Below are 18391 nucleotides of genomic sequence, written 5' to 3' on the forward strand. Positions count from 1 at the left end.
CTGATTTCCGCTTGACCGCGCTGACACAGTGCATTCTCGTGGCGAACCATGACAACGACAGGAACGAACTCCTCCGGTTGGCCGGACTGACGACGCCGATGGCGCTGCGGGTGGCGGTCACCCTCGGCTTGCCGGACCGGTTGTCCGGCGAGGCCGCGACCGCCGACGAACTCGCGGTGGAACTCGGCCAATCCCCGCTCGCGCTCGGCCTGCTGCTGGGGCATCTCACCACGCTCGGCGTCTTCGAAGCGACGCCGAGCGGCCACCGCACCACCGAGTACGGCGCGAACCTCCGCGCCGACGCGGGCAACGGCCTGGCCGGGCTCCTGGACATGGAGGCGGCGGGCGGACGCGGCGAACTGGCGATGGTCGAACTCGCGCACAGCGTCGCCACCGGTCAGGCGGCGTACCCCCGTCGCTACGGCCAGGACTTCTGGGCAGACCTCGCCGAACATCCCCGGCTGCGTGAGTCGTTCGACCGGCAGATGACCCAGCGGTTCAGCGCGCAGATCCCCGGCCTCGTCGCCGGTTTCGACTGGTCCCGCTTCGGCACGATCGTCGACGTCGGCGGCGGCCACGGAAGTCTGCTCGCCGCGATCCTCACGGCGAACCCCTCTGTGCGCGGCCATCTCGTCGACCTCGGACCCACCGCGGCGGGCGCCCGGAAGACCTTCGGCGAACTGGGCCTCGAAGACCGGACAGAGGTGACCGCGGGCAGCTTCTTCGATCCGCTCCCGGCGGGGGCGGACGCCTATCTGCTGTCCGACATCCTCCACGACTGGGACGACGAGCACGCGCACCGTGTCCTGGCCCGCTGCGCCGAGGCGGCAGGCCCCGGAGGCCGGGTCCTCGTCATCGAGGCGGTCGGTGGACTCGGCGCCCAGACCGAGTGGGACCTGGTCATGCTCGTGCTCTACGGCGGCAGGGAGCGGCGTCTCGACGAGCTTCGCGAACTCGCCGCCACCGACGGCCTGGTCTTCGACTCCGTCACCACGCTCACCGACCAGCGGAGCCTCCTGGAATTCCGGGTCCAAGATATTCCTTGACAAGAATATTCTCTTGAGTGAATACTTCTCGGCATGGAGCAGATCGCAGCAGCACTGGGAGACGGAGCGCGGTGGCGCATCGTCGAACTCCTCGCCGAGCGGCCTCGTTCCGTCGGTGAGCTCGCCGAGCTGACCGGCCTTCGGCAGCCGCAGACCACCAAGCATCTCCAGACCCTTGCCCGCGTCGGTCTCGTGACGGTCTTCCCGCTCGGGCAGCGTCGCGTCTACGCGGTCGAGGCGGCTCCGCTGAAGGAACTCGAAAACCGGCTGGGCGCGCTGGTCGCGACCATCACGGCGAACGAAGGCGAGCGGGATGTCCTCGCGCGCTACCGGTCCGCGATCGACGCGGAAACCGCGGTCGCGGACCGGGACCGGTGGGCGGACGGACGCGCGTTCTCGTTCGACCGCGCGCTGTCCGCGCCGCGGGACGTCGTCTGGCGGCACTGGACCGAGCCGGAGCTGCTCGCGTCCTGGTGGGCGCCGCCGTCGATGACCGTCACCGACTGCGTCATCGAGCCGTGGACGGGCGGACGTGCCGTTCTCGACTATCGCGACGCCGAGGGGCGCTACCGCTCCGCGGGGAAGGTCCACGCCGCGAAGGAGCTCGAACACCTCGAGTTCGACCTCTCGGTGCTGGACGCCAAGGGGGAAACCTTCTTCACCGGTCACTACGACCTGAGGTTCACCGAGACGCCGGGCGGCACCCGGCTCCGGCTGGACCTGCGCATCACCGAAACCACCGTCGAGGCCGTCCCCTTCATCGCCGGGATCGAAACCGGCTGGGGCCAGGTGCTCGACAACCTCGCAGCCCGACTCATCCAGGAAAAGGACTGAATGACATGACGAACTCGACCGGCCGCCGCGTCACCGCGAACATCAGCCTCACCCTCGACGGCCACTACAGCGGCCCCGGCGGCCCCGGAGACATGGGCGCGATCGTCTCGTACGCGACCACCGACGTCGCGCGGGGACACCTCGCCCGCATCCACGAAAACGCGACGACGGCGCTCCTCGGCAGACTGAACGCGGAGGGCTTCCTGGGCTTCTGGCCGATGGTCGCCGGCGACGAGAACGCCGACCCGCGCGACCGCGCCTACGCGAAGTGGCTGGTGGACGCGGAAAAGGTGGTCCTCTCGAAGACGCTGACCGAGGCACCCTGGGACCGCGCCCGCGTGGTGAACGCCCCCGCCGCGGAGGTCGTCGCCGGCCTCAAGGCCGAGGGGGAGGGCGACATCCTGGTCAACAGCAGCGCGAGCGTCATCAAGGCCCTGCTCGCCGACGACCTGATCGACCGGCTGTACCTGATGATCTGCCCCGAGATCACCGGCGGCGGACAGCGGCTGTTCGTCGCCGGCCTGCCGGCGTCGAAGTGGAAGCTGGCGTATCAGGAGGTCGGGGAGCTGGGGGAGATGGCCGTGGTCTACGACCGGGTGCGCTGATCCTCGGGCCTCGCGGGTGATGCGGCCAAGCCAACTATGAGACTGGTACATGTACTATAGTTGGGCAACCAGCACTATAGTCGGCAGCTCGAAGGCTGCTCCAGGAGTGGGATCGTGGACTTGAGCCGACCGTTGATGACGGTCACCCCCACGCTCGACGGCGACGTCCTCGCCGTGCTCGCCAACCATGACGGCATCTTCACGACCGGGCAGCTGCATCGTCTTCTGGCGAGGCACTCGGAGGAGGGGATCCGAAAGGTGCTGCGGCGCCTGACGAAGCAGGGAGTCGTGCTGTCCGACCGGGTCGGGAACGCCTTCGCGTACCGGCTCAACCGTGAGCATCTCGCGGCGGAGCACATTATCGGGCTCGCCCGGATCCAAAAGACACTGCTGGAACGCATCGAAGACCGGCTGGAGTCTTGGGAGCTCCCGCCGGTCTATGCGGCGGTGTTCGGCTCAGCGGCACGCGGCGGCATGACGGAGGACAGCGATGTGGACCTTCTGCTGATCCGGCCCGATGACGCCGACGACGACCAGTGGGAAACGCAGGTCCACGAATTGGCTGTCGAGGTGACTCGCTGGACCGGCAACGACACTCGCCCCTTGGAGTTCACGGAAGCCGAACTCGCGGACCGGGGGTACGCCGAGGCCGTGCTGCGCGATGTGGCACGAGACGGGCTCACCGTTGCCGGGAGCAGGACATGGCTGACCGGCCACTTGCGAAAGGGAAAAGGCTGACATGCGCACCAGGCGGTGCGATGGATGCGTCCAGCGAGGGCGTCTGCACAAGGCGAACCAGTTCATCGAGGCGGCGGACATGATCCGCGAACTCGCCGACGAGCACGAGGACGTCACCGACGCCTACGTGACCTTGTGTGTCCACGCCGGAATCGCGGCGTCCGACGTCATCTGCTGTGCCAGGTTGGGCGAGCACGCGCAGGGTGAGAATCACGATGAAGCGATCAGTCTGCTGGCCCAGGCCGACAGGGAATGCGCGAAGGACTTGAGAACGCTGCTCAAGCTCAAGACCAAGGCGGGCTACAGCCACACCCCGGCTACGGCGGACGAGTTCAAGCGCGCGGGCCGCGCCGCTCAGGCCCTGGTCGAGACGGCTCGCCGGGTGGCCACTGCCCGTTGAGCCTGAGGGCACATCTCGGCGGGACTCGGCGCGCGCCTAAGACGTCGCCACAGGCGTAGCCCGGAAAGCGTCGATCGCGAGTGCGGCGAAGCGCCGGGAAGCCGCGATCCGCGTGGCCGGTGAGGCGGCGTGGATGCCGCTGTTGGCCATGATCACGAGGATCAGGTCGTCCAGGACGAAGTCGGGGCGCAGGTGGCCTGCCTCCTTGGCGAGCCGCGCCAGTTCGGCGATCGAGTTCAGGGCGTGTTCACGGTCCGCGGTGAAATCGAGCGCGCGGGGGAAGGTCGTCATGAAGGCCGCGGCGAAACCTCGGTCGCGCGCCTGCAGTTCGAAGAGCTTTTCGATCACGCCGCGGAAGCCGCGCCACGGGTCCGGATCGGCGAGCCCCTCGTCGGCGACGGCGTAGCAGGCGCGCATCTGGTCCTTGAACGCCTCGGTGACCAGCAGTTCCTTGGTCGGGAAGTGGCGATACAGGGTGGCGGGGCCCACCGCCGCGCTGCGCGCGATCTCCCGCATCGGCACGTTCAGGCCTTCGGCGGCGAACACGGTGCGGGCCGCGTCGAGGATGCGTTCCCGGTTGTCCCTGGCGTCGGAACGCAGCGTCTGAGGCAAACGATCGGGCACTCTCTCATTTTAGCCAAACGGACGCCTGCGTCCGTTAACGTCCGCCGTCGAGTTCCCCGAGATCCCAGGAATGGAGACGGCAAGTGAAGGCAGTCGCGGTGCGGGCGTTCGGAAGCCCGGATGGTCTCGCGGTCATCGACCTCCCCGATCCGGTTCCCGCCGCCGGGCAGGTGCGCATCGAGACCGAAGCGATCGGTGTGGGCGGTGTCGACGTGATGATCCGGAGCGGTGTCATCGCCGACGCGGGTTTCGCGGACGGTCACATCCTCGGTGGTGAGGTGGCGGGCACCGTGGCCGCGGTCGGCGATGGCGTCGACCCGTCCTTGGCCGGTCAGCGCGTCTGGGCGTTCATCGGCCTGGGCGGCGGTTACGCCGAGCAGGCGATCGCCCCGGCCGAAGCGCTCATCCCCCTCCCCGCGAACCTGTCGGCCGTCGACGCGGTGACGCTCGGGACCTCCGGGATGGTGGGCCACTTCGGGCTGCGCCATGCCCATTTCGCCCCCGGCGAGTCGGTGCTGGTGCGCGGCGCGGCGGGCGGCATCGGGATCATGACGGTCCAGCTCGCGGCCCGCGCCGGTGCCGGCGCGGTGGCTGTCACGACGTCGTCGGCCGGACGGGGCGAGCGGCTGCGCGAACTCGGTGCGACCCACGTACTCGACCGGGCCGGCGAGGGAGACGGCCCGGGGGGCTACGACGTCATCATCGACATCGCCGCCGGCGCGGACCTGCCGTCGTTCTTCGGCAAGCTGAATCCGAACGGCCGCCTGGTGGCCGTCGGCGCGGTCGCGGGCTATCCGCCGCCCGACTTCGCCATGGCGCTGTTCGCGGCGTTCCGGAAGTCGCTGTCGTTCGCGACCTTCAGCGCGGACACGGTTGCCGAAACCGACCGGCGCGACATGACCGCCGAGTTGTTCGCCGCCGCGAGCCGGGGCGAGCTGGCCTCGGTGGTGCACGACGTGCTGCCGCTGGAGCAAGCCGTCCAGGCACACCGGGAAATGGACGCCGGTGAGGTCTTCGGCAGGATCGTTCTCGCGCCCCGGTGATACCTCGCGCGACGCCTGGGGTGGGCCCGGAGAGACTCGAACTCTCACTGGCACGGACCTAAACCGTGTGCCTCTGCCAATTGGGCTACGGGCCCCAGTACCGCCTCGAAATCGTATCGTGCGACACGATCGGCCTTCCTCGGCGTGGCCGATGCCGCCCGTGGGGTCGGCGTCCTCTAACGTGGGGCCCCTGCAGGTACGTTGCGGCGAGGAGGACACGTGGCTCGCGATCCCGAGACCATCGAGCGTGAGATCGAGCAGGCCAGGAACGCGCTGGTCGCCACGCTCGACCAGCTGGGCACGAAGGCGAACCCCGCGAAGCTGGTGGATTCCGCGAAGACCGGCCTGCGCGCGAAGCTGGACGAGCCCAAGGTGAAGTACCCGCTCATCGGCGGGGCGGTGCTGATCGGCGTACTGCTGATCCGCAAGCTCCTGAAGTAGGTCTCAGGAGGTCTGGGCCGCCTTGGCAGGTGTCTTGGCGGGCTCAGCCTTCTTCGTGCTCTTCGCCTCGTCGACGGCCTTCGGGAGTTCCTTGCCCTGGGGCACCGGCGGCTTGGCGCTGGTCTTCTCCTTGGCCTTGCCGTTCGCCGGGGGAGGAACCACGAGCGGTTCGATCTCCGGAAGCGTGAGCCTCGCCGTCATGTAGGCGGCGGTGAACTCGAGCGCACTGCCGTTGAGCAGGTGCACCACGGTCGACCGTTCGGGCGGGGACAGTTTCTCGACCAGCTGGTCGGCCCGGTCCCGAGCCGCGATGATGCCCGGTGCGCGACCGGTCAGTTCCTTACCGGAGCCGCTGACCGTGACCTTCCAATCGTCGTCCTCCTGGACGTACGACGCGGTGATCGGTTCGGTCATCCGCCTCACCCCTCTCCTCGCGAGCATGCGTCTCTCTGTGGACTTCGCCACGACACCGTCATGACGCCACTTTCGGGTGGTGGCGCCCCCTCCTGACGAGGGCCGTAACTGTCCATCAGAGTTTCTACAGTGTCATCGATACAGTAGGACAACTCTGTGTCACAAGACACTGGCGGCAATGTGCTCTGAGTGACGACCGAATGGCCTAATGCACGCGCATCTTCACAGTCGCTTCAGCGAGCCCTCGCCGAGAGGCCAGACCAGAGGACGTCCATCGCGTATCCGGTGGCCATTTCGGGGCTGACGTCCTCGTGTCGCTCGCACCAGATCGCGAGCCGTTCGCATGCCCCGACAACGAACTCCGCGGACGCCTCGGCGCGCAGGTCGTCGCCCACTTCGAAGTAACCGCCCATCAGCGCGGCGATCAGATCGGTCTGCTGGCGCCGGATCTGCTCGATCTCGTCGGCGGCCGGTGTGCCGATGAGCGCCATTTCGTGCCGGAGGAGCGACCAGGCCTGCCGCCGTTCCCGGATGAAGACGAAGAAGGCGAGCAGCCCTCGCTGCAGTGCCTCTTCGGCGGTGGCGGCGCCGACCGTCGCCTGTTCGGTGACCTCGCGCAGCGCCGCCCTGGACTGCTGGATGCAGGCCAGCAGCAGTCCCTCTTTCGAGTTGAAGTACTCGTAGAGCATCGGTTTCGAGACGCCGACGCGTTCGGCGATCTCGTCCATCGACGCCGCGCCGTACCCGCGTTCGGAGAAGACTTCTTCGGCGATTTCGATCATCTGCCGCATCCGCTCCGCTCGTGGCATGCGTTTGCGCTTCACCGTCGTCACCACAACACTCTACCGAAGGTAACCTACTTCGAGTAAGGTGTACTCCCGGTAACAGGTAATGCGAACGAGAGGTCGGGGTCATGGGCAACCGCACCGAGACCGGTGTCGTCATCGTCGGGACCGGCTTCTCCGGGCTGGGCATGGCGATCCAGCTGCGGAAAGAGGGCCGCGAGGACTTCGTCATCCTGGAGAAGGCCGACGACGTGGGCGGCACCTGGCGGGACAACACCTACCCCGGCTGCGCCTGCGACATCCCCTCGCATATGTACTCGTTCTCGTTCGAGCAGAACCCCGGCTGGTCCCGCGCGTATTCGCCGCAGCCCGAGATCTGGCGCTACATGCGAGACGTCACCGACAAGTACGACCTTCGCCGCTTCATCCGCTTCGGCCAGGAAATGACCGGCGCCCGCTGGGACGCCGACGAGAACCGCTGGCACGTCGCGTCGAAATCGGGCGACGAGTTCGTCGCGCCCGCGCTCGTCGCCGGGGTCGGCGCGCTGCACCTGCCGCAGATCCCGGAACTGCCGGGTATCGAGAACTTCAAGGGGCGCGCGTTCCACTCCGCGCGGTGGGAGCACGACTACGACCTCACCGGCAAGCGGGTCGCCGTGGTCGGCACCGGCGCGAGCGCGATCCAGTTCGTCCCGCAGATCGCTAAGGACGTCGAGGAGCTGACGCTCTTCCAGCGGACTCCGCCGTGGATCATGCCGAAGCCGGACCGCGAGATGCCGGAGGCCGTGCGGAAGGCATTCCGGTCGGTTCCGTTGCTGCAGCGTGCCTTCCGCGATGTCCTCTACTGGGGACTCGAAGCGCGGGCGATCGGCTTCAACGGGCAGCCGTGGGTGATGAAGATCGGCCAGCGCATCGCGAAGCGCAACATCTTCAAGAGCGTCAAGGATCCGGAGCTGCGCCGGAAGCTGACGCCGGACTACACCATGGGCTGCAAGCGGGTCCTGGTCTCCAACGACTACTACCCGGCGCTCGCGCGGGACAACGTCGATGTCGTCACCGAAGGCGTCAAGGAGGTGCGCGAGCACAGCGTCGTCGACGGCGCCGGGGTCGAGCACGAAGTCGACGCGATCATCTACGGCACCGGCTTCCACGTCACCGACGCCTTCGACGACCTGGAGATCATCGGCCGGGACGGGCGCAACCTCGGCAAGGAGTGGGCGGCCGAAGGGATGCGGACCTATCAGGGCATAACCGTCTCCGGGTTCCCGAACCTGTTCTTCCTGCTCGGCCCGAACACCGGGCTGGGGCACAACTCCGTGGTGTTCATGATCGAGGCGCAGATCTCCTACGTCGCACAGGCGCTGCGGCTCGCCGGCGGCAAGGCGCTCGACCCGCGGCCGGAGGCGCAGGAGCGGTTCAACGGCGAGATCCAGCGCAAACTCGCCAAGGGGATCTGGACCCAGGGCGGCTGCAAGAGCTGGTACCTGGACGCGAAGGGCGTCAACCGGACGATCTGGCCCGGCTTCACCTGGCGATACTGGCTGGACACCCGCAAGGTGCGGCGCGAGGACTACGAACTCCTCGGCTGAGCACGCGCAAAAGGGGGAGGTCCGTGAAAGCCCAGATGGGGGGCAAGGCCTTCACGGACCAGGGAGAGCCGCGCTCATGAGGGGTTGAGCCGGCGAAGCCTTCCGATGAGATCGACGGTGGGGATGCCGCAGAGCTCGGCCATCCGTTCCAGCGCCGGGAAGTCGAGGTTGACCTCGGCACTCCCGGCGTCGCCCGACCGCTTGAGGCGATCGTCCGCCCACCGTCGCAGGGGGAGCAGTTCCTCCTGGTCGTCCTTGATCACCAGGCGCAGGTCGATCCGGACCCGGCCCGGTTCGTCGACGAATACGCGGCGATGCACCTTGGCCAGCAGATCCTGTGGCAATTCGTCCATCGCGACGCACAGTTCGACCAGCCGCACCACGGAACAGTGCCGGGTGCCCAGCTCGTAGGTGGCCAGCGTCTGGAGCGAGATCTCGCTCTGCAGATGCTGGTTCAGCTCCTTGCGTGTCCAGCCACGCTTACGGCGGAGCTTGCGGAGCTCGTCTCCGAGTATCCGCTGATAGGCCTCAGCGTCGATCAGCACTCCCCAACCCCTGCCTTGCCAACCTTCTCCACCGCTCACCCCCGGTGACCAAGGGGATGAGCGCCCTCACGTGAATGAAAGTCGGCAGACCCTCCGCTCTTACGCGGTTTCGGGGGTGCTTTTTCGCCGGATTTTGGCCCGTTGGTCCGAACGGGTTAACGCGGCGGCCTTGAGGCGTCGGTACAGAGGCACGTGAGTGGCGGTGGACGCCTGACCGGTGCGGACGTCAGTTGACGCAGGGAACGCCTTCGGCGGTGATCGGCTTCTCGTCGGACTGCTCGGGCGGCGGGGCCGCGGCCGAGGAACCCGCCACGTTCTGTGACGAGCCGGAACCCTGGGCGCCGCTCGCCGGTTTGTAGTCCGAGCCGAGGAAGACCATCACGTGCCCGGCTTCGACGCTCTTGTCCTCCTGGACGGTCGGGTTGCCGCCGAGTTCGTCGGCGACCGCCTGGCCCGCCTCCTTCTGGCCCTTCGCGACCCAGACGACCGTCTTCTTGCGCGCGCTGGCGGTGGCCGTGTCGCCCGCGGTGAAACCCTTGTCGACGAGCTGCTTCAGCACCGTCGCGGCCAATCCGTCCTTTGTCGTCGAGTTGCGGACGTCGACCGTGGTCGCCTTGTTGGGCGACTCGGCGGGCGGCGGCGGCTGCTCGCCGGGCTGCGGGCCGGCGAGCCCCTGGACGAAGTCCTTGACCTGTTTCGGGTCGACCTGGATGGCGACGCCGTCCTCCGGGGTCTTGTACTCGATGTTGACGATCGGGATCGTCCGGAATTCGAGCTGGCCGCCGGTCAGGCTCTTCATCTGCTGCGCGAACCCGAAGACGTCCCAGTTCTGGTTGAGCACGACGGACTTCTTGATCGCCGTGATCAGGTCGTTGAGCTTGCCGGGGTTCGTGAGCGTGCCTGCCGAGAGCACCTTGCGCGCCATCCCGGCCATGAACACCTGCTGGCGGACGACCCGGTCGAGGTCGCCGCGCGGCAGCCCGTGGCGCTGGCGGACGAAGCCGAGCGCCTCGACACCGGAGATGGTGTGCTGTCCCTTGCTGAACTTCGCGCCGGAGAACTGGTCGTTGACGTCGTCGTTGAGACAGACGTCGACCCCGCCGATGGCCTGGGTGATCTCGCTGAAGCCGAGCAGGTTGATCGCGGCGTAGTTGTCGATGGTCGAGCCCGTCAGCTTCTCGACCGTCTTGATCAGCGTCTTCGCCCCGGCCTCGTTGGCCTTCTGGTCGAGTTCCTTCGGGTCGGATACGCCGTTCGCCTGCAGCTTCTTGCGTTCATCGAGCATCGCGCGGGCATAGGCCGAGTTGATCTTGTGCTTGCCGTAGCCGCCGGGGATGTCCACATAGGAGTCACGCGGCAGCGAGATCGCGACGGCCTTGGAACCGTCGTTCGGGATGTGCACGAAGATCAGCGAGTCGGTGTTCAGCTCGCCGTCGGCCTGCCCGGCGCGCAGCTGCGCGAGGACCTCTTTGGACAGCGGGTTGCCCTGCGCGTCCGTGCGGCTGTCGAGGCCGACGAGCAGGATGTCGCGGGCGCCGTCGGCGGGTTTGTCGCCTTCGTCGGAGCCGATGCCGACGTTCGCGAAGGTCAGCCCGTCCATCGCGGCCCACGCGTACCCGGTCAGCCCCATCACCAGGAGCGAGACGAGGCCCAGCGCGATCTTGGGCCCTCTGAACGACCGGCGGGGCGCGCGCCGCGGTTCCGGGCGCCGGGGCGGCGCGCCCGCGGCCTGGCGGGCGGGTGCCGGGCGGGATCCACGAGGCGGGGCCGGACGGGGAGGAACGCGTCCGGGCGCGTCCTGCCTAGGCCGGGCGGGACGACGGTCCCCTTGCCCATTCCGAGGCGGGTACTCCACGCGGTCTGCTCCTTCTGTTCGTTACCGGCTGACGGTCTCTTCAAGGGACGCATGGTGCCTGTCGAGGGTTGTCGCAGGATTACACATCCCCCCGAAGATGTGGCACGCACCACCGGTTTGCGCTCAATGGTACGGAGAATGCCTGGTCAGCGCTGTGTGACTCAGGGGAGTACGCGCCTGGCCGCCCGCGCCGGGACCAGCGTGGCGGCCGCGGCGAGCATCGCGACGACGATCGTCGCGACGGGCAGCGCGACGGACGCGGCACTGACCTGCTTGCCGTCGAGCGCGCTCATCAGGGGTGGCGCGCACGCGATCGCGCAGACCAGCCAGGTCCCGGTCATCCGGCTCGTGCCGTTCCGCACGGTGTGGAGCAGGTACACCCCGAGGAGCAGGTTGACCAGGCTCTGGACCGGCCCGAGCCGGAGCCCGAGGAGGTCGGCGTCGGCCGAGGCGCCGCCGAACCGGGTCAGCGCGAACCCGAACACGCCGAGCATCGCGTACGCCATCCCGACCGTCGCCGCGGCGCGGCAGAACACCGCGGCACGCAGGCCGGGCTCGTCGACCGCCCGCTGTTGCGGTCCCGAATGCCGTTCGAACCACCAGAAGACGAGCGCGGCGGGCACGGCCAGCAGCGCGAGCGCGAGCAGGACCCTCGGCCGGGCCAGCCAGCTGAGCCCGTCCACGACCGGACCCGGCAGGTAGACGACCGCCACGAGCAGCAGCATCGCGGACAGGAAGCCGAGGTAGAGGCTCATCGGGGCGCGGAGGACGAGTCGGGCGGTGGCGGCGATCGCCTGCCGTTCGCCGAGCCGGGCCAGCGGACGCGCGAACAGGCCGAGGAGCCCGAGCTGTACGAGGCCGAGCAGGAGCACTCCCCACGGCGGACCCGACAGCGCGGCCGGGGCGCCGGGACCGCCGAGCAGCATCGCCCCCTCGCCGCGGACGGCGACCGCGAGGCCCAGTCCGGCGGCACCGGTGAACGCCGTCGCCAGGAGGACGGCCCGCGGCGGGCGGACGCCGTCGGCGTGGGCGAACGCCAGCTGCTGGACGAACAGCGCGAGGAACAACGTCTCCGCGTAGCGCGGGACGGCCGAGCCCGACCACTGCGCCGCGGCCTCGCTCGCCAAGGTCAGGGCCAGCAGCCCGGCGACGGAGGCGGTCCGGGTCCGGCGATACAGCGCCAGCAGCGCCGGCGCGAGGACGACGGTCAGGAGGAAGACGCCGAGCAGCCAGAGCGGGTGCAGCGCGATCCGCATGACGGTGGCGTTCGTGCCCGTCGGGATCCCCAGCACCTCCAGGGCGAGCGGGACGACCAGCGCGACGACGGCGAAGATCAGCGCCGGGCGCAGCAGCGGGCTCGCGCGGTCGGCGAGGTACTGCGGATAGCGGCCGCCGGTCGCGCGGATCGAGCGCCAGCCCGCCTCGTTGATCCGGCCCACCGCGAAGAAGATCAGCGGGCAGAGCTGCGCCAGCCAGGTGAACGGCCACAACGACCGCTCCGGCGCGCCCGCCCAGTGCGCGAGCGCGACGGCGGATTCGCCGAGCAGCATCAGCACGACCCCGGCGACGCCGAGCAGCGCCCACCGGCCGACCGGGGCCACCGGCCGCGGCTCGCGGGGGAGGGCGACAGTGGTCCGGCGGGTGCGGACCCAGCCGCGGAGGCGGAACACCAGCAGCGCGCCGATCACCAGTACCCCGACGATCATCGGGCCGAGCGGGTCACCGACGGGCGGCCCCCAGCGCTGGTGCCAGGAGTTGAGGACGAGACCGGCGGTGTAGAGGGAGGCGACGACCTCGCAGGTGCCGCGCGAGTCCATCGGGTTGAGCACGCAGGCGTGGTGCATGTCGGACGAGAGCCGGTCGTCGAGCGCGGCCCTGGCCTCCTGGCCGAGCGGGTGCCCCTTGCGTTCGGCGTAGCGGAGGATGTCGTAACCGAGGTCGTGGGCCTTGCAGGGGACGGCGTAGTCCCATTTGGTGTTGTCGTCGCCCCACGGTGCCGAGCAGCCGCCGTCGGTGTGGACGGCGCGTACGGTGCCGTCCCGTGCCGTCATCACTCCCGGCGTGATCCCGCTGACCGCGGTGAAGTCGGCGGGCAGCTTGGCGATGGCCGCTTCGACCGGGCCCGGGCGCACCAGCGCGTCGACCGTGTTCTGCGCGGCGAGGATGTCACCCGTCGGTGGTCCCTGGTCCGGCGGCGAGGCGGGGCGCGACGCGATCAAGCCGAAGCCGAACACCAGCACCGTCACCAGCAGCAACCAGCCCGAAGTCGACCATGGCCGCCTGATGCGGGCAGGACGAGCGTCGGCGTCGGCTGTCGCTGGCATGGCGTCCAGGGTGCCATCCGCCGAGCGTGGCCGACATCCGGCTAACCCCCCGGGTTTCGCCTTCAGTCCTCTGAACGCATGCCTGCGGGAGGGGGCGGCCGGTCGACGTCCTGGGCGAACCGCACCTGGTTACGGCCGTTCTCCTTGGCCACGTAGACGGCGGCGTCGGCGGAGTGCAGCAGTTCTTCCAGGGATTCACCGTGACGAGGGAACAGTGCCGCCCCGATCGAGGTAGTCCGGCCCGAGATGGTGACGCGGCTGCCGCGTTTGTCGGTAGTGACTATATGCAGTTCGGCGATTGCGGTGCGCACTCGCTCCGCGGCGAGTTTCGCCGCCGTTTCGTCGATATCCGGCAGAAGGACCAGGAATTCCTCGCCGCCGAACCGGCCGATGACGTCGGCGGGCCGGGTGACCTCGTCCAATTTCCGCGCCACATCGCGGAGGACGTCGTCGCCCGCGGGGTGTCCATATGTGTCGTTAATCCACTTGAAGTGGTCGAGATCAATCATCAGAAGGGCCAGGTTGTCGTCCGATCGGGCGGTCCTTCCCAGCGCCCGATCAGCGGACTCCGACCAGCCGCGCATGTTGAGAACGCCGGTTTTCGGATCCGTCCGCGCGTCGTTTTGCAGTTGGTCGATCTCCGCGAGGCGATTGAACACCACCGTCACCACGGCCATCACGATCACCATCGGTGGCATGATCAACAGCAGTACCGCGGTGACCGCGCCGAGGCCGATCGTGATGGCCTCCAGCAGGTTGTCCGCCGCGTTGCCCAGTACGGTCGACACCGACGGCCGCTTCGGCGAGCCGATCGCGAGGATACCGCCGATGTAGGCGATCTGCACCGCCTCGAAGACCATCCCGGTGATGATCAGGACACCGAATTCGCCGAGCGTGCCCCAGCCGGAAATCCGGCCCCATTCATGCGGTCCGAACGCCGCGAACGTGATCGATGCCAAAGTCACCGAAACGCCGTGGGTGACCGAGGAGAACACGAAGTTGTGCGCCGGGCGCCGGGCGATGAACCAATGCTGTATTCGGACGAGCGCGATGATGGAAAGGGTCAGTGAAAGCGGCAGGATCACCGCGGCCGGGAATGTCCAGACGGCGGTGAGGTCGATGAGAACGGTGCGGCTGCGGTCGCGCCGCCTTTCCTCTTGCCGCTGGGTCAGCTGAATATGCGCCGTGGCCCCGACGGCGAGAATCGCGAACCGAACCCAGTCGATTTTTCCCGGATTCGTGGAATTCACCGTCGCGACGACCATGATCGCGATTCCGATCGCCTCCATGGCGAAAAGGAACGCGATGAACCGTTTCGGCCGCTGCCACAGCGCCCACACCCTGGGATCGTAGGGATGGCGTCGCGGCGGTTCGGCCTGGTCACCTTCCGGGCTTGCCTGCCCGCGTTCGGTCACCGGTACACCGCTCCCGGCGGCGGCTGCCGCCGCTCGTCCGGCAAGGTCGCCGGTGCCGTCGCCGTGCTGGCGACGGTCGCCGGTCTCGGCTGGCAATTGCTACCTCTTTTCCGCGCGGACGGCACGGCTGAGTAATCTCACCGGTACCGACTGATACACCGTTCGTATTCCACGGCCGGTATCATCCCATCGCATCAGTTGTTCGGCACCGGCAAGGGCGGCAGCACGGGTGTGCCCCTGACTCGCCTTGCCCGCGAACACGGACCGGAGGTGGCAATCGTGTCCCGTGATTTCTGATCTTGACGGCTGAATGTTTTTCGAGACGCGGTGTGGAAGGGGTGACGGATAGTGTCCAGTCGTGACTTCTGAGCCCGGACAAGGTATTAGTTCGCAGCGAGGTGACCGGGAGGTGTGTGCCAGTGTCGAGCCGTGACTTCTGATCGAGAGTCGTTTCTTTTCGCCGATGTACCGAAGACCCAGGTGCCGAAGCAGTGTCCAGTCGTCGAGATTTCCGAGTACGAACCCGCCGGGCGGCCGTGCCGCCCCAGGGGTCGTCCAGTGTGGATTCGTCATGACAGCAACGGTTCCGGGCTGGTTCCGTTGATGTGCCCCCAGCTGAGCGCGACCAGGACGGCCAGCAGCAGGCCGACCACACCGGCCAGTGCGATGGCCGAGGTCGCCGCCCCGAGCCGATCGGCGGCGAGCCCGCCGAGTCCCGCCCCTATGCCCTGAGCCACCCGCAACCCCGTGCGATAGACCCCACCCGCACCGCCCCGGAGCTCGTTCGGGACCCAGGTGATGAACGTGGCGCTCACCGTGATCAGATACGCCCCCGCCGCACCCGCGGCCGCCAGCAGGAGCAACGCCGGGATCAACCCCGGTTTGAGCACGAAGGCGATCAGGGCGACCATCGGCAGTGCCGCCAGCACACCCAGCAGCTTTCGCCGTTGTTCCGCGGACACGAACCGGGACAGCAGGAACGCGCCGATGACGAAGCCCAGTGGATCGGCCGCCAGCAGCCAGCCCACGGCCTGTTTCCCCACGCCCATCTCCGCGGCGAGCGGTGCGGCGAGCCCCTCCGGGATGACGGCGAGGCCGACCAGCCACGAGAACCAGACCAGTACCCGCAGGTGACGGTTGCCGAAGACCTGTTTCACCGCGCCGAACCAGCTGCCACCGCCGTCGGACGCCGCCGCCCGCCGGGAGACGGAGAACCGGACGACGGCCGCGCTCAGCAGGAACGTCGCCGCGTCCAGCGCCAGCGCCCAGCTCGCGCCCACCTGCGAAACCAGTAATCCGCCGCCCGCCAGGCCGAGCAGCATGGCGGTGTTGGTCGAGATGCCCCGGATGTCCTGGCTCTTGAGATAGAGGTCGTCGTCGGTGAACACCTCGCGGGTCAGCGCGTTCTGCGCCGCGTTGCCGGGCGCGTTCGCGAGCCGCGCCAGCACCACCAGCCCGCACAGCAGGGCGAGCGGGGTGCCGGGGATCGCCATGACCCCGATCAGGACCGCCTGGATCAGCGACGAGAAGACGAGGACGGTGCGCCTCGGGTAGCGATCGGCCAGCTGGGAGAGGCCGAGACCGCCGGCGAGCGCGGGCAGGAAGGTCAGGGAGTAGACCACCGCCGACAGCAGCGCGGAGCCGGTGCGGTCGTAGACGAGGATCGCCAGCGCGACGATGGTGAGCTGATCCCCGATCAGGGACTGCACCTCGGCGAGCCAGAGTGCGCGGAACTCGCGGTTCGCCAGGGCGGCGGTCATCCGCGGCGCCGCGTTCGTCTTCACTCCGTGACCACCTCCCCCCGATCGGGTGAACTCAGCTCCCTTGCATTCTGGCCTGCCCTGGTACACGGCCGACGAGGGAGTCACAGTTAATGTCCCGCCGAACAACGTTCAGTATGCCTCTGGCTACAGCGAGACGAACAGAAGAGCCGCGAATCCTTCGCCTGTTAGGCCGATCGAGCTACGCCGTCTGACCGGTGGGTGACGCCGCTCTGACTCGTGCGCGGGTATCTGCGCGCCGATCGGTCCGCACTCGCTCGGCGCAGCTCGCCCGCCGTTCGCCGCCGCCGTCGCCCCGGTTGGGCTGAATGGGCCAACACTGAGGGAAGACCGGTCTGGAGGTGGAGGCCGGCCGGGCGGTAAGGGGTGAAGGCGATGAACGGTTTGCTCGACGACAAGGCCGTCGTCGTGACCGGGGCGGGGCGGGGCTTGGGCGAAGCGTTCGCGGTGCACGTGGCGAGGGCGGGCGGGTCCGTCGTGGTCAACGACATCGACGCCGCGCTGGCCGAGCGGACGGCGGAGAACATCCGCCGGTTCGGCGGCCGGGCGGTCGCCAGCGGGCACAGCGTCGCCGATCCGAAGCAGGCGCAGGAGATCATCGACCTCTGCGTCGGCGAGTTCGGCGCCATCGACGGGCTGGTCAACAACGCGGGCCTGAACTACGAGGCCCTGCCGTGGGAGGACGACGTCGAGCAGGCGCGCGAACTGGTCGAGGTCAACGTCCTCGGCGTCATGTACACCGGGCTCGCCGCGATCAAGGCGATGGTCGCGCGTGGCACCCCCGGCTCGATCGTCAACATCTCGTCGGGCGCGTCGCTCGGACAGCGCAAGCTCGGCGTCTACGCCGCCAGCAAGGGCGCCGTCGCTTCACTGACCTACTCCTGGGCGCTCGACCTGGAGGAGAGCGGCATCCGGGTGAACGCGGTCTGCCCGCTCGCGCACACCCGGATGGTGTGGAAGTCCGAACGGTCGCTGCGGGCGTGCCCGCCGGACCGGACGCCGTCGCGGATCGCGCCGGTCGTGCTCTTCCTGCTCGGCGCCGGATCCGACGGGATCACCGGGCAGATGATCCGCTGCAACGGACCGCAGCTGCACGTCATGGGGCAGCCGTATCTGAAGCAGCCCATCCTGGAGCGGCCGGTGTGGGACACCGAGACCGTGCAGCGCGCCTTCGACGAGGTCTTCAGCGCGCATCTGGAGAACTACGGCCTCGAAAAGCGTGTCCCGCCCCGGCTGCGCAAGTGGACGGAGTCCACCCGGACGGCTTAGGTGTATCGCCTAGCCGACGACGAACGGCAGCTTCGCCGCCAGGTCGCCGAGTTCGGCCTTCTCCGCGTCGGTCGGTTCGCGGCGACCCGTGCCGACGAGGAGCGCGTCCGTGTCGGAGAACGACGCCGGGAACTTCTCCCCGGTGCGCTGCTCCAGGATCTGCCGGGTCTTGGCGAGGCTGTCGGCGGCGGGACCGTCGCGGTGCGGGAGATGCGCGACGAGGTCGAGGTGGTGCAGCGTCCATTCCAGGACGTACGCGGAAAGGAAGTCGCCCGCGGACAGGACGATGTCGCGGGTGCCGACCCGCATCCCCGGATCGGCGAGGTCAGCGGCCCGGCCGGCGGCGGAACCGACGTCGTCGAGGTGGAACTTGAGCAAGCGGGGTTCCTGGTACGCGGCGGCGAGCCGGACGATCAGCGCGTCGAGATCGTCCTCGCCGGTGGGCGGTTTGCCGGTGACCTCCCAGTAGGTGACCGCGTTGCGCGTCGGTTCGGTTTCGGCGGGCGTGGCGAGGGTGATCAGGACGTCCTGGGCGTCGATCACCAGATGGCACACCAGGTCCCGCACCAGCCAGCCGGCGCAGCCGGACGGTTTGGCGAAGTCTTCGTCGGGGGTTTCGGCGACGGCGGCGAGGAGCGCCGCCCAAGAGCGGGAGAAGAGATCCACGGCGGCAAGTTAGCAGC

Annotated in this window: 19 protein-coding genes and 1 tRNA gene; 10 read left to right on the top strand and 10 right to left on the bottom strand. The window is 68.6% G+C overall.

Annotated elements, in window-relative coordinates; translation table 11 throughout:
- The first annotated feature begins 38 nt into the window (after positions 1-38).
- The 5 genes from SD37_RS08075 (at position 39) to SD37_RS08095 (ending at position 3623) form a co-directional block, all read left to right on the top strand.
- Positions 39-1046: a methyltransferase gene (locus SD37_RS08075; protein ID WP_145926550.1), complete on the top strand. Its 1008-nt coding sequence runs from the start codon at positions 39-41 to the stop codon at positions 1044-1046.
- Positions 1047-1079: 33 nt separating this feature from the next.
- Positions 1080-1880: a metalloregulator ArsR/SmtB family transcription factor gene (locus SD37_RS08080; RefSeq protein ID WP_044852516.1), complete on the top strand. Its 801-nt coding sequence runs from the start codon at positions 1080-1082 to the stop codon at positions 1878-1880.
- A 5-nt stretch (positions 1881-1885) separates the two neighbouring features.
- Positions 1886-2485: a dihydrofolate reductase family protein gene (locus SD37_RS08085; RefSeq protein WP_044852517.1), complete on the top strand. Its 600-nt coding sequence runs from the start codon at positions 1886-1888 to the stop codon at positions 2483-2485.
- Between the two features lie 114 nt (positions 2486-2599).
- Entirely contained in the window at positions 2600-3223 is a 624-nt protein-coding gene (locus SD37_RS08090) for a nucleotidyltransferase domain-containing protein (RefSeq protein WP_044852518.1), read from the top strand.
- 1 nt (position 3224) lies between these two features.
- Entirely contained in the window at positions 3225-3623 is a 399-nt protein-coding gene (locus SD37_RS08095) for a hypothetical protein (RefSeq protein WP_044852519.1), read from the top strand.
- 36 nt (positions 3624-3659) lie between these two features.
- Here the strand turns inward: SD37_RS08095 and SD37_RS08100 are convergent, their stop codons facing one another.
- The gene (locus SD37_RS08100; RefSeq protein WP_044852520.1) at positions 3660-4247 is read right to left on the bottom strand and encodes a TetR/AcrR family transcriptional regulator; all 588 of its coding nucleotides are present in this window, start codon (positions 4245-4247) and stop codon (positions 3660-3662) included.
- 83 nt (positions 4248-4330) lie between these two features.
- On the opposite strand from SD37_RS08100, the gene SD37_RS08105 reads away from it, so the two are divergent.
- Positions 4331-5290: a zinc-binding dehydrogenase gene (locus SD37_RS08105; RefSeq protein WP_044852521.1), complete on the top strand. Its 960-nt coding sequence runs from the start codon at positions 4331-4333 to the stop codon at positions 5288-5290.
- A gap of 21 nt (positions 5291-5311) precedes the next feature.
- On the opposite strand, the gene SD37_RS08110 is transcribed toward SD37_RS08105, so the two are convergent.
- Positions 5312-5385, bottom strand: a tRNA-Leu gene (locus SD37_RS08110).
- Positions 5386-5509: 124 nt separating this feature from the next.
- Between SD37_RS08110 and SD37_RS08115 the strand changes: the two genes are divergently transcribed.
- On the top strand, positions 5510-5731 hold the full coding sequence (locus SD37_RS08115) for a DUF3618 domain-containing protein (protein ID WP_005165704.1): 222 nt from the start codon (positions 5510-5512) through the stop codon (positions 5729-5731).
- Between the two features lie 3 nt (positions 5732-5734).
- Here the strand turns inward: SD37_RS08115 and SD37_RS08120 are convergent, their stop codons facing one another.
- On the bottom strand, positions 5735-6145 hold the full coding sequence (locus SD37_RS08120; protein ID WP_174567826.1) for a hypothetical protein: 411 nt from the start codon (positions 6143-6145) through the stop codon (positions 5735-5737).
- 233 nt (positions 6146-6378) lie between these two features.
- Positions 6379-6936, bottom strand: coding sequence for a TetR/AcrR family transcriptional regulator (locus tag SD37_RS08125; protein WP_044852523.1), 558 nt, complete (start codon positions 6934-6936; stop codon positions 6379-6381).
- Between the two features lie 122 nt (positions 6937-7058).
- Here SD37_RS08125 and SD37_RS08130 point away from each other — a divergent pair, with 122 nt between their 5' ends.
- On the top strand, positions 7059-8519 hold the full coding sequence (locus SD37_RS08130) for a flavin-containing monooxygenase (RefSeq protein ID WP_044852524.1): 1461 nt from the start codon (positions 7059-7061) through the stop codon (positions 8517-8519).
- 74 nt (positions 8520-8593) lie between these two features.
- Here the strand turns inward: SD37_RS08130 and SD37_RS08135 are convergent, their stop codons facing one another.
- From SD37_RS08135 to SD37_RS08150, 4 genes are all read right to left on the bottom strand, one after another.
- Positions 8594-9064 carry a helix-turn-helix domain-containing protein gene (locus SD37_RS08135; RefSeq protein ID WP_044852525.1) on the bottom strand — a complete coding sequence of 157 codons (471 nt, stop codon included), beginning with the start codon at positions 9062-9064 and terminating at the stop codon, positions 8594-8596.
- Between the two features lie 226 nt (positions 9065-9290).
- Complete coding sequence (locus tag SD37_RS08140; RefSeq protein WP_044852526.1) at positions 9291-10919, bottom strand: LCP family protein; 1629 nt, start codon at positions 10917-10919, stop codon at positions 9291-9293.
- Positions 10920-11080: 161 nt separating this feature from the next.
- A complete protein-coding gene (locus tag SD37_RS08145; protein WP_044852527.1) occupies positions 11081-13243 on the bottom strand; it encodes a phospholipase A2 in 2163 nt (720 codons plus the stop codon).
- Between the two features lie 62 nt (positions 13244-13305).
- The gene (locus SD37_RS08150; protein ID WP_236725444.1) at positions 13306-14574 is read right to left on the bottom strand and encodes a GGDEF domain-containing protein; all 1269 of its coding nucleotides are present in this window, start codon (positions 14572-14574) and stop codon (positions 13306-13308) included.
- Positions 14575-14598: 24 nt separating this feature from the next.
- On the opposite strand from SD37_RS08150, the gene SD37_RS43610 reads away from it, so the two are divergent.
- Positions 14599-14793: a hypothetical protein gene (locus tag SD37_RS43610; RefSeq protein ID WP_236725294.1), complete on the top strand. Its 195-nt coding sequence runs from the start codon at positions 14599-14601 to the stop codon at positions 14791-14793.
- Positions 14794-15227: 434 nt separating this feature from the next.
- On the opposite strand, the gene SD37_RS08155 is transcribed toward SD37_RS43610, so the two are convergent.
- The gene (locus SD37_RS08155) at positions 15228-16442 is read right to left on the bottom strand and encodes an MFS transporter (protein WP_145926552.1); all 1215 of its coding nucleotides are present in this window, start codon (positions 16440-16442) and stop codon (positions 15228-15230) included.
- A gap of 372 nt (positions 16443-16814) precedes the next feature.
- Here SD37_RS08155 and SD37_RS08160 point away from each other — a divergent pair, with 372 nt between their 5' ends.
- Positions 16815-17708, top strand: coding sequence for an SDR family NAD(P)-dependent oxidoreductase (locus tag SD37_RS08160; protein WP_044852819.1), 894 nt, complete (start codon positions 16815-16817; stop codon positions 17706-17708).
- 9 nt (positions 17709-17717) lie between these two features.
- On the opposite strand, the gene SD37_RS08165 is transcribed toward SD37_RS08160, so the two are convergent.
- Positions 17718-18374, bottom strand: a complete 657-nt coding sequence (locus SD37_RS08165) for a maleylpyruvate isomerase N-terminal domain-containing protein (RefSeq protein ID WP_044852529.1) — start codon at positions 18372-18374, stop codon at positions 17718-17720.
- Positions 18375-18391: the final 17 nt, after the last annotated feature.

This window comes from Amycolatopsis orientalis (assembly GCF_000943515.2).
GTDB classification, from domain to species: Bacteria; Actinomycetota; Actinomycetes; order Mycobacteriales; family Pseudonocardiaceae; genus Amycolatopsis; species Amycolatopsis orientalis.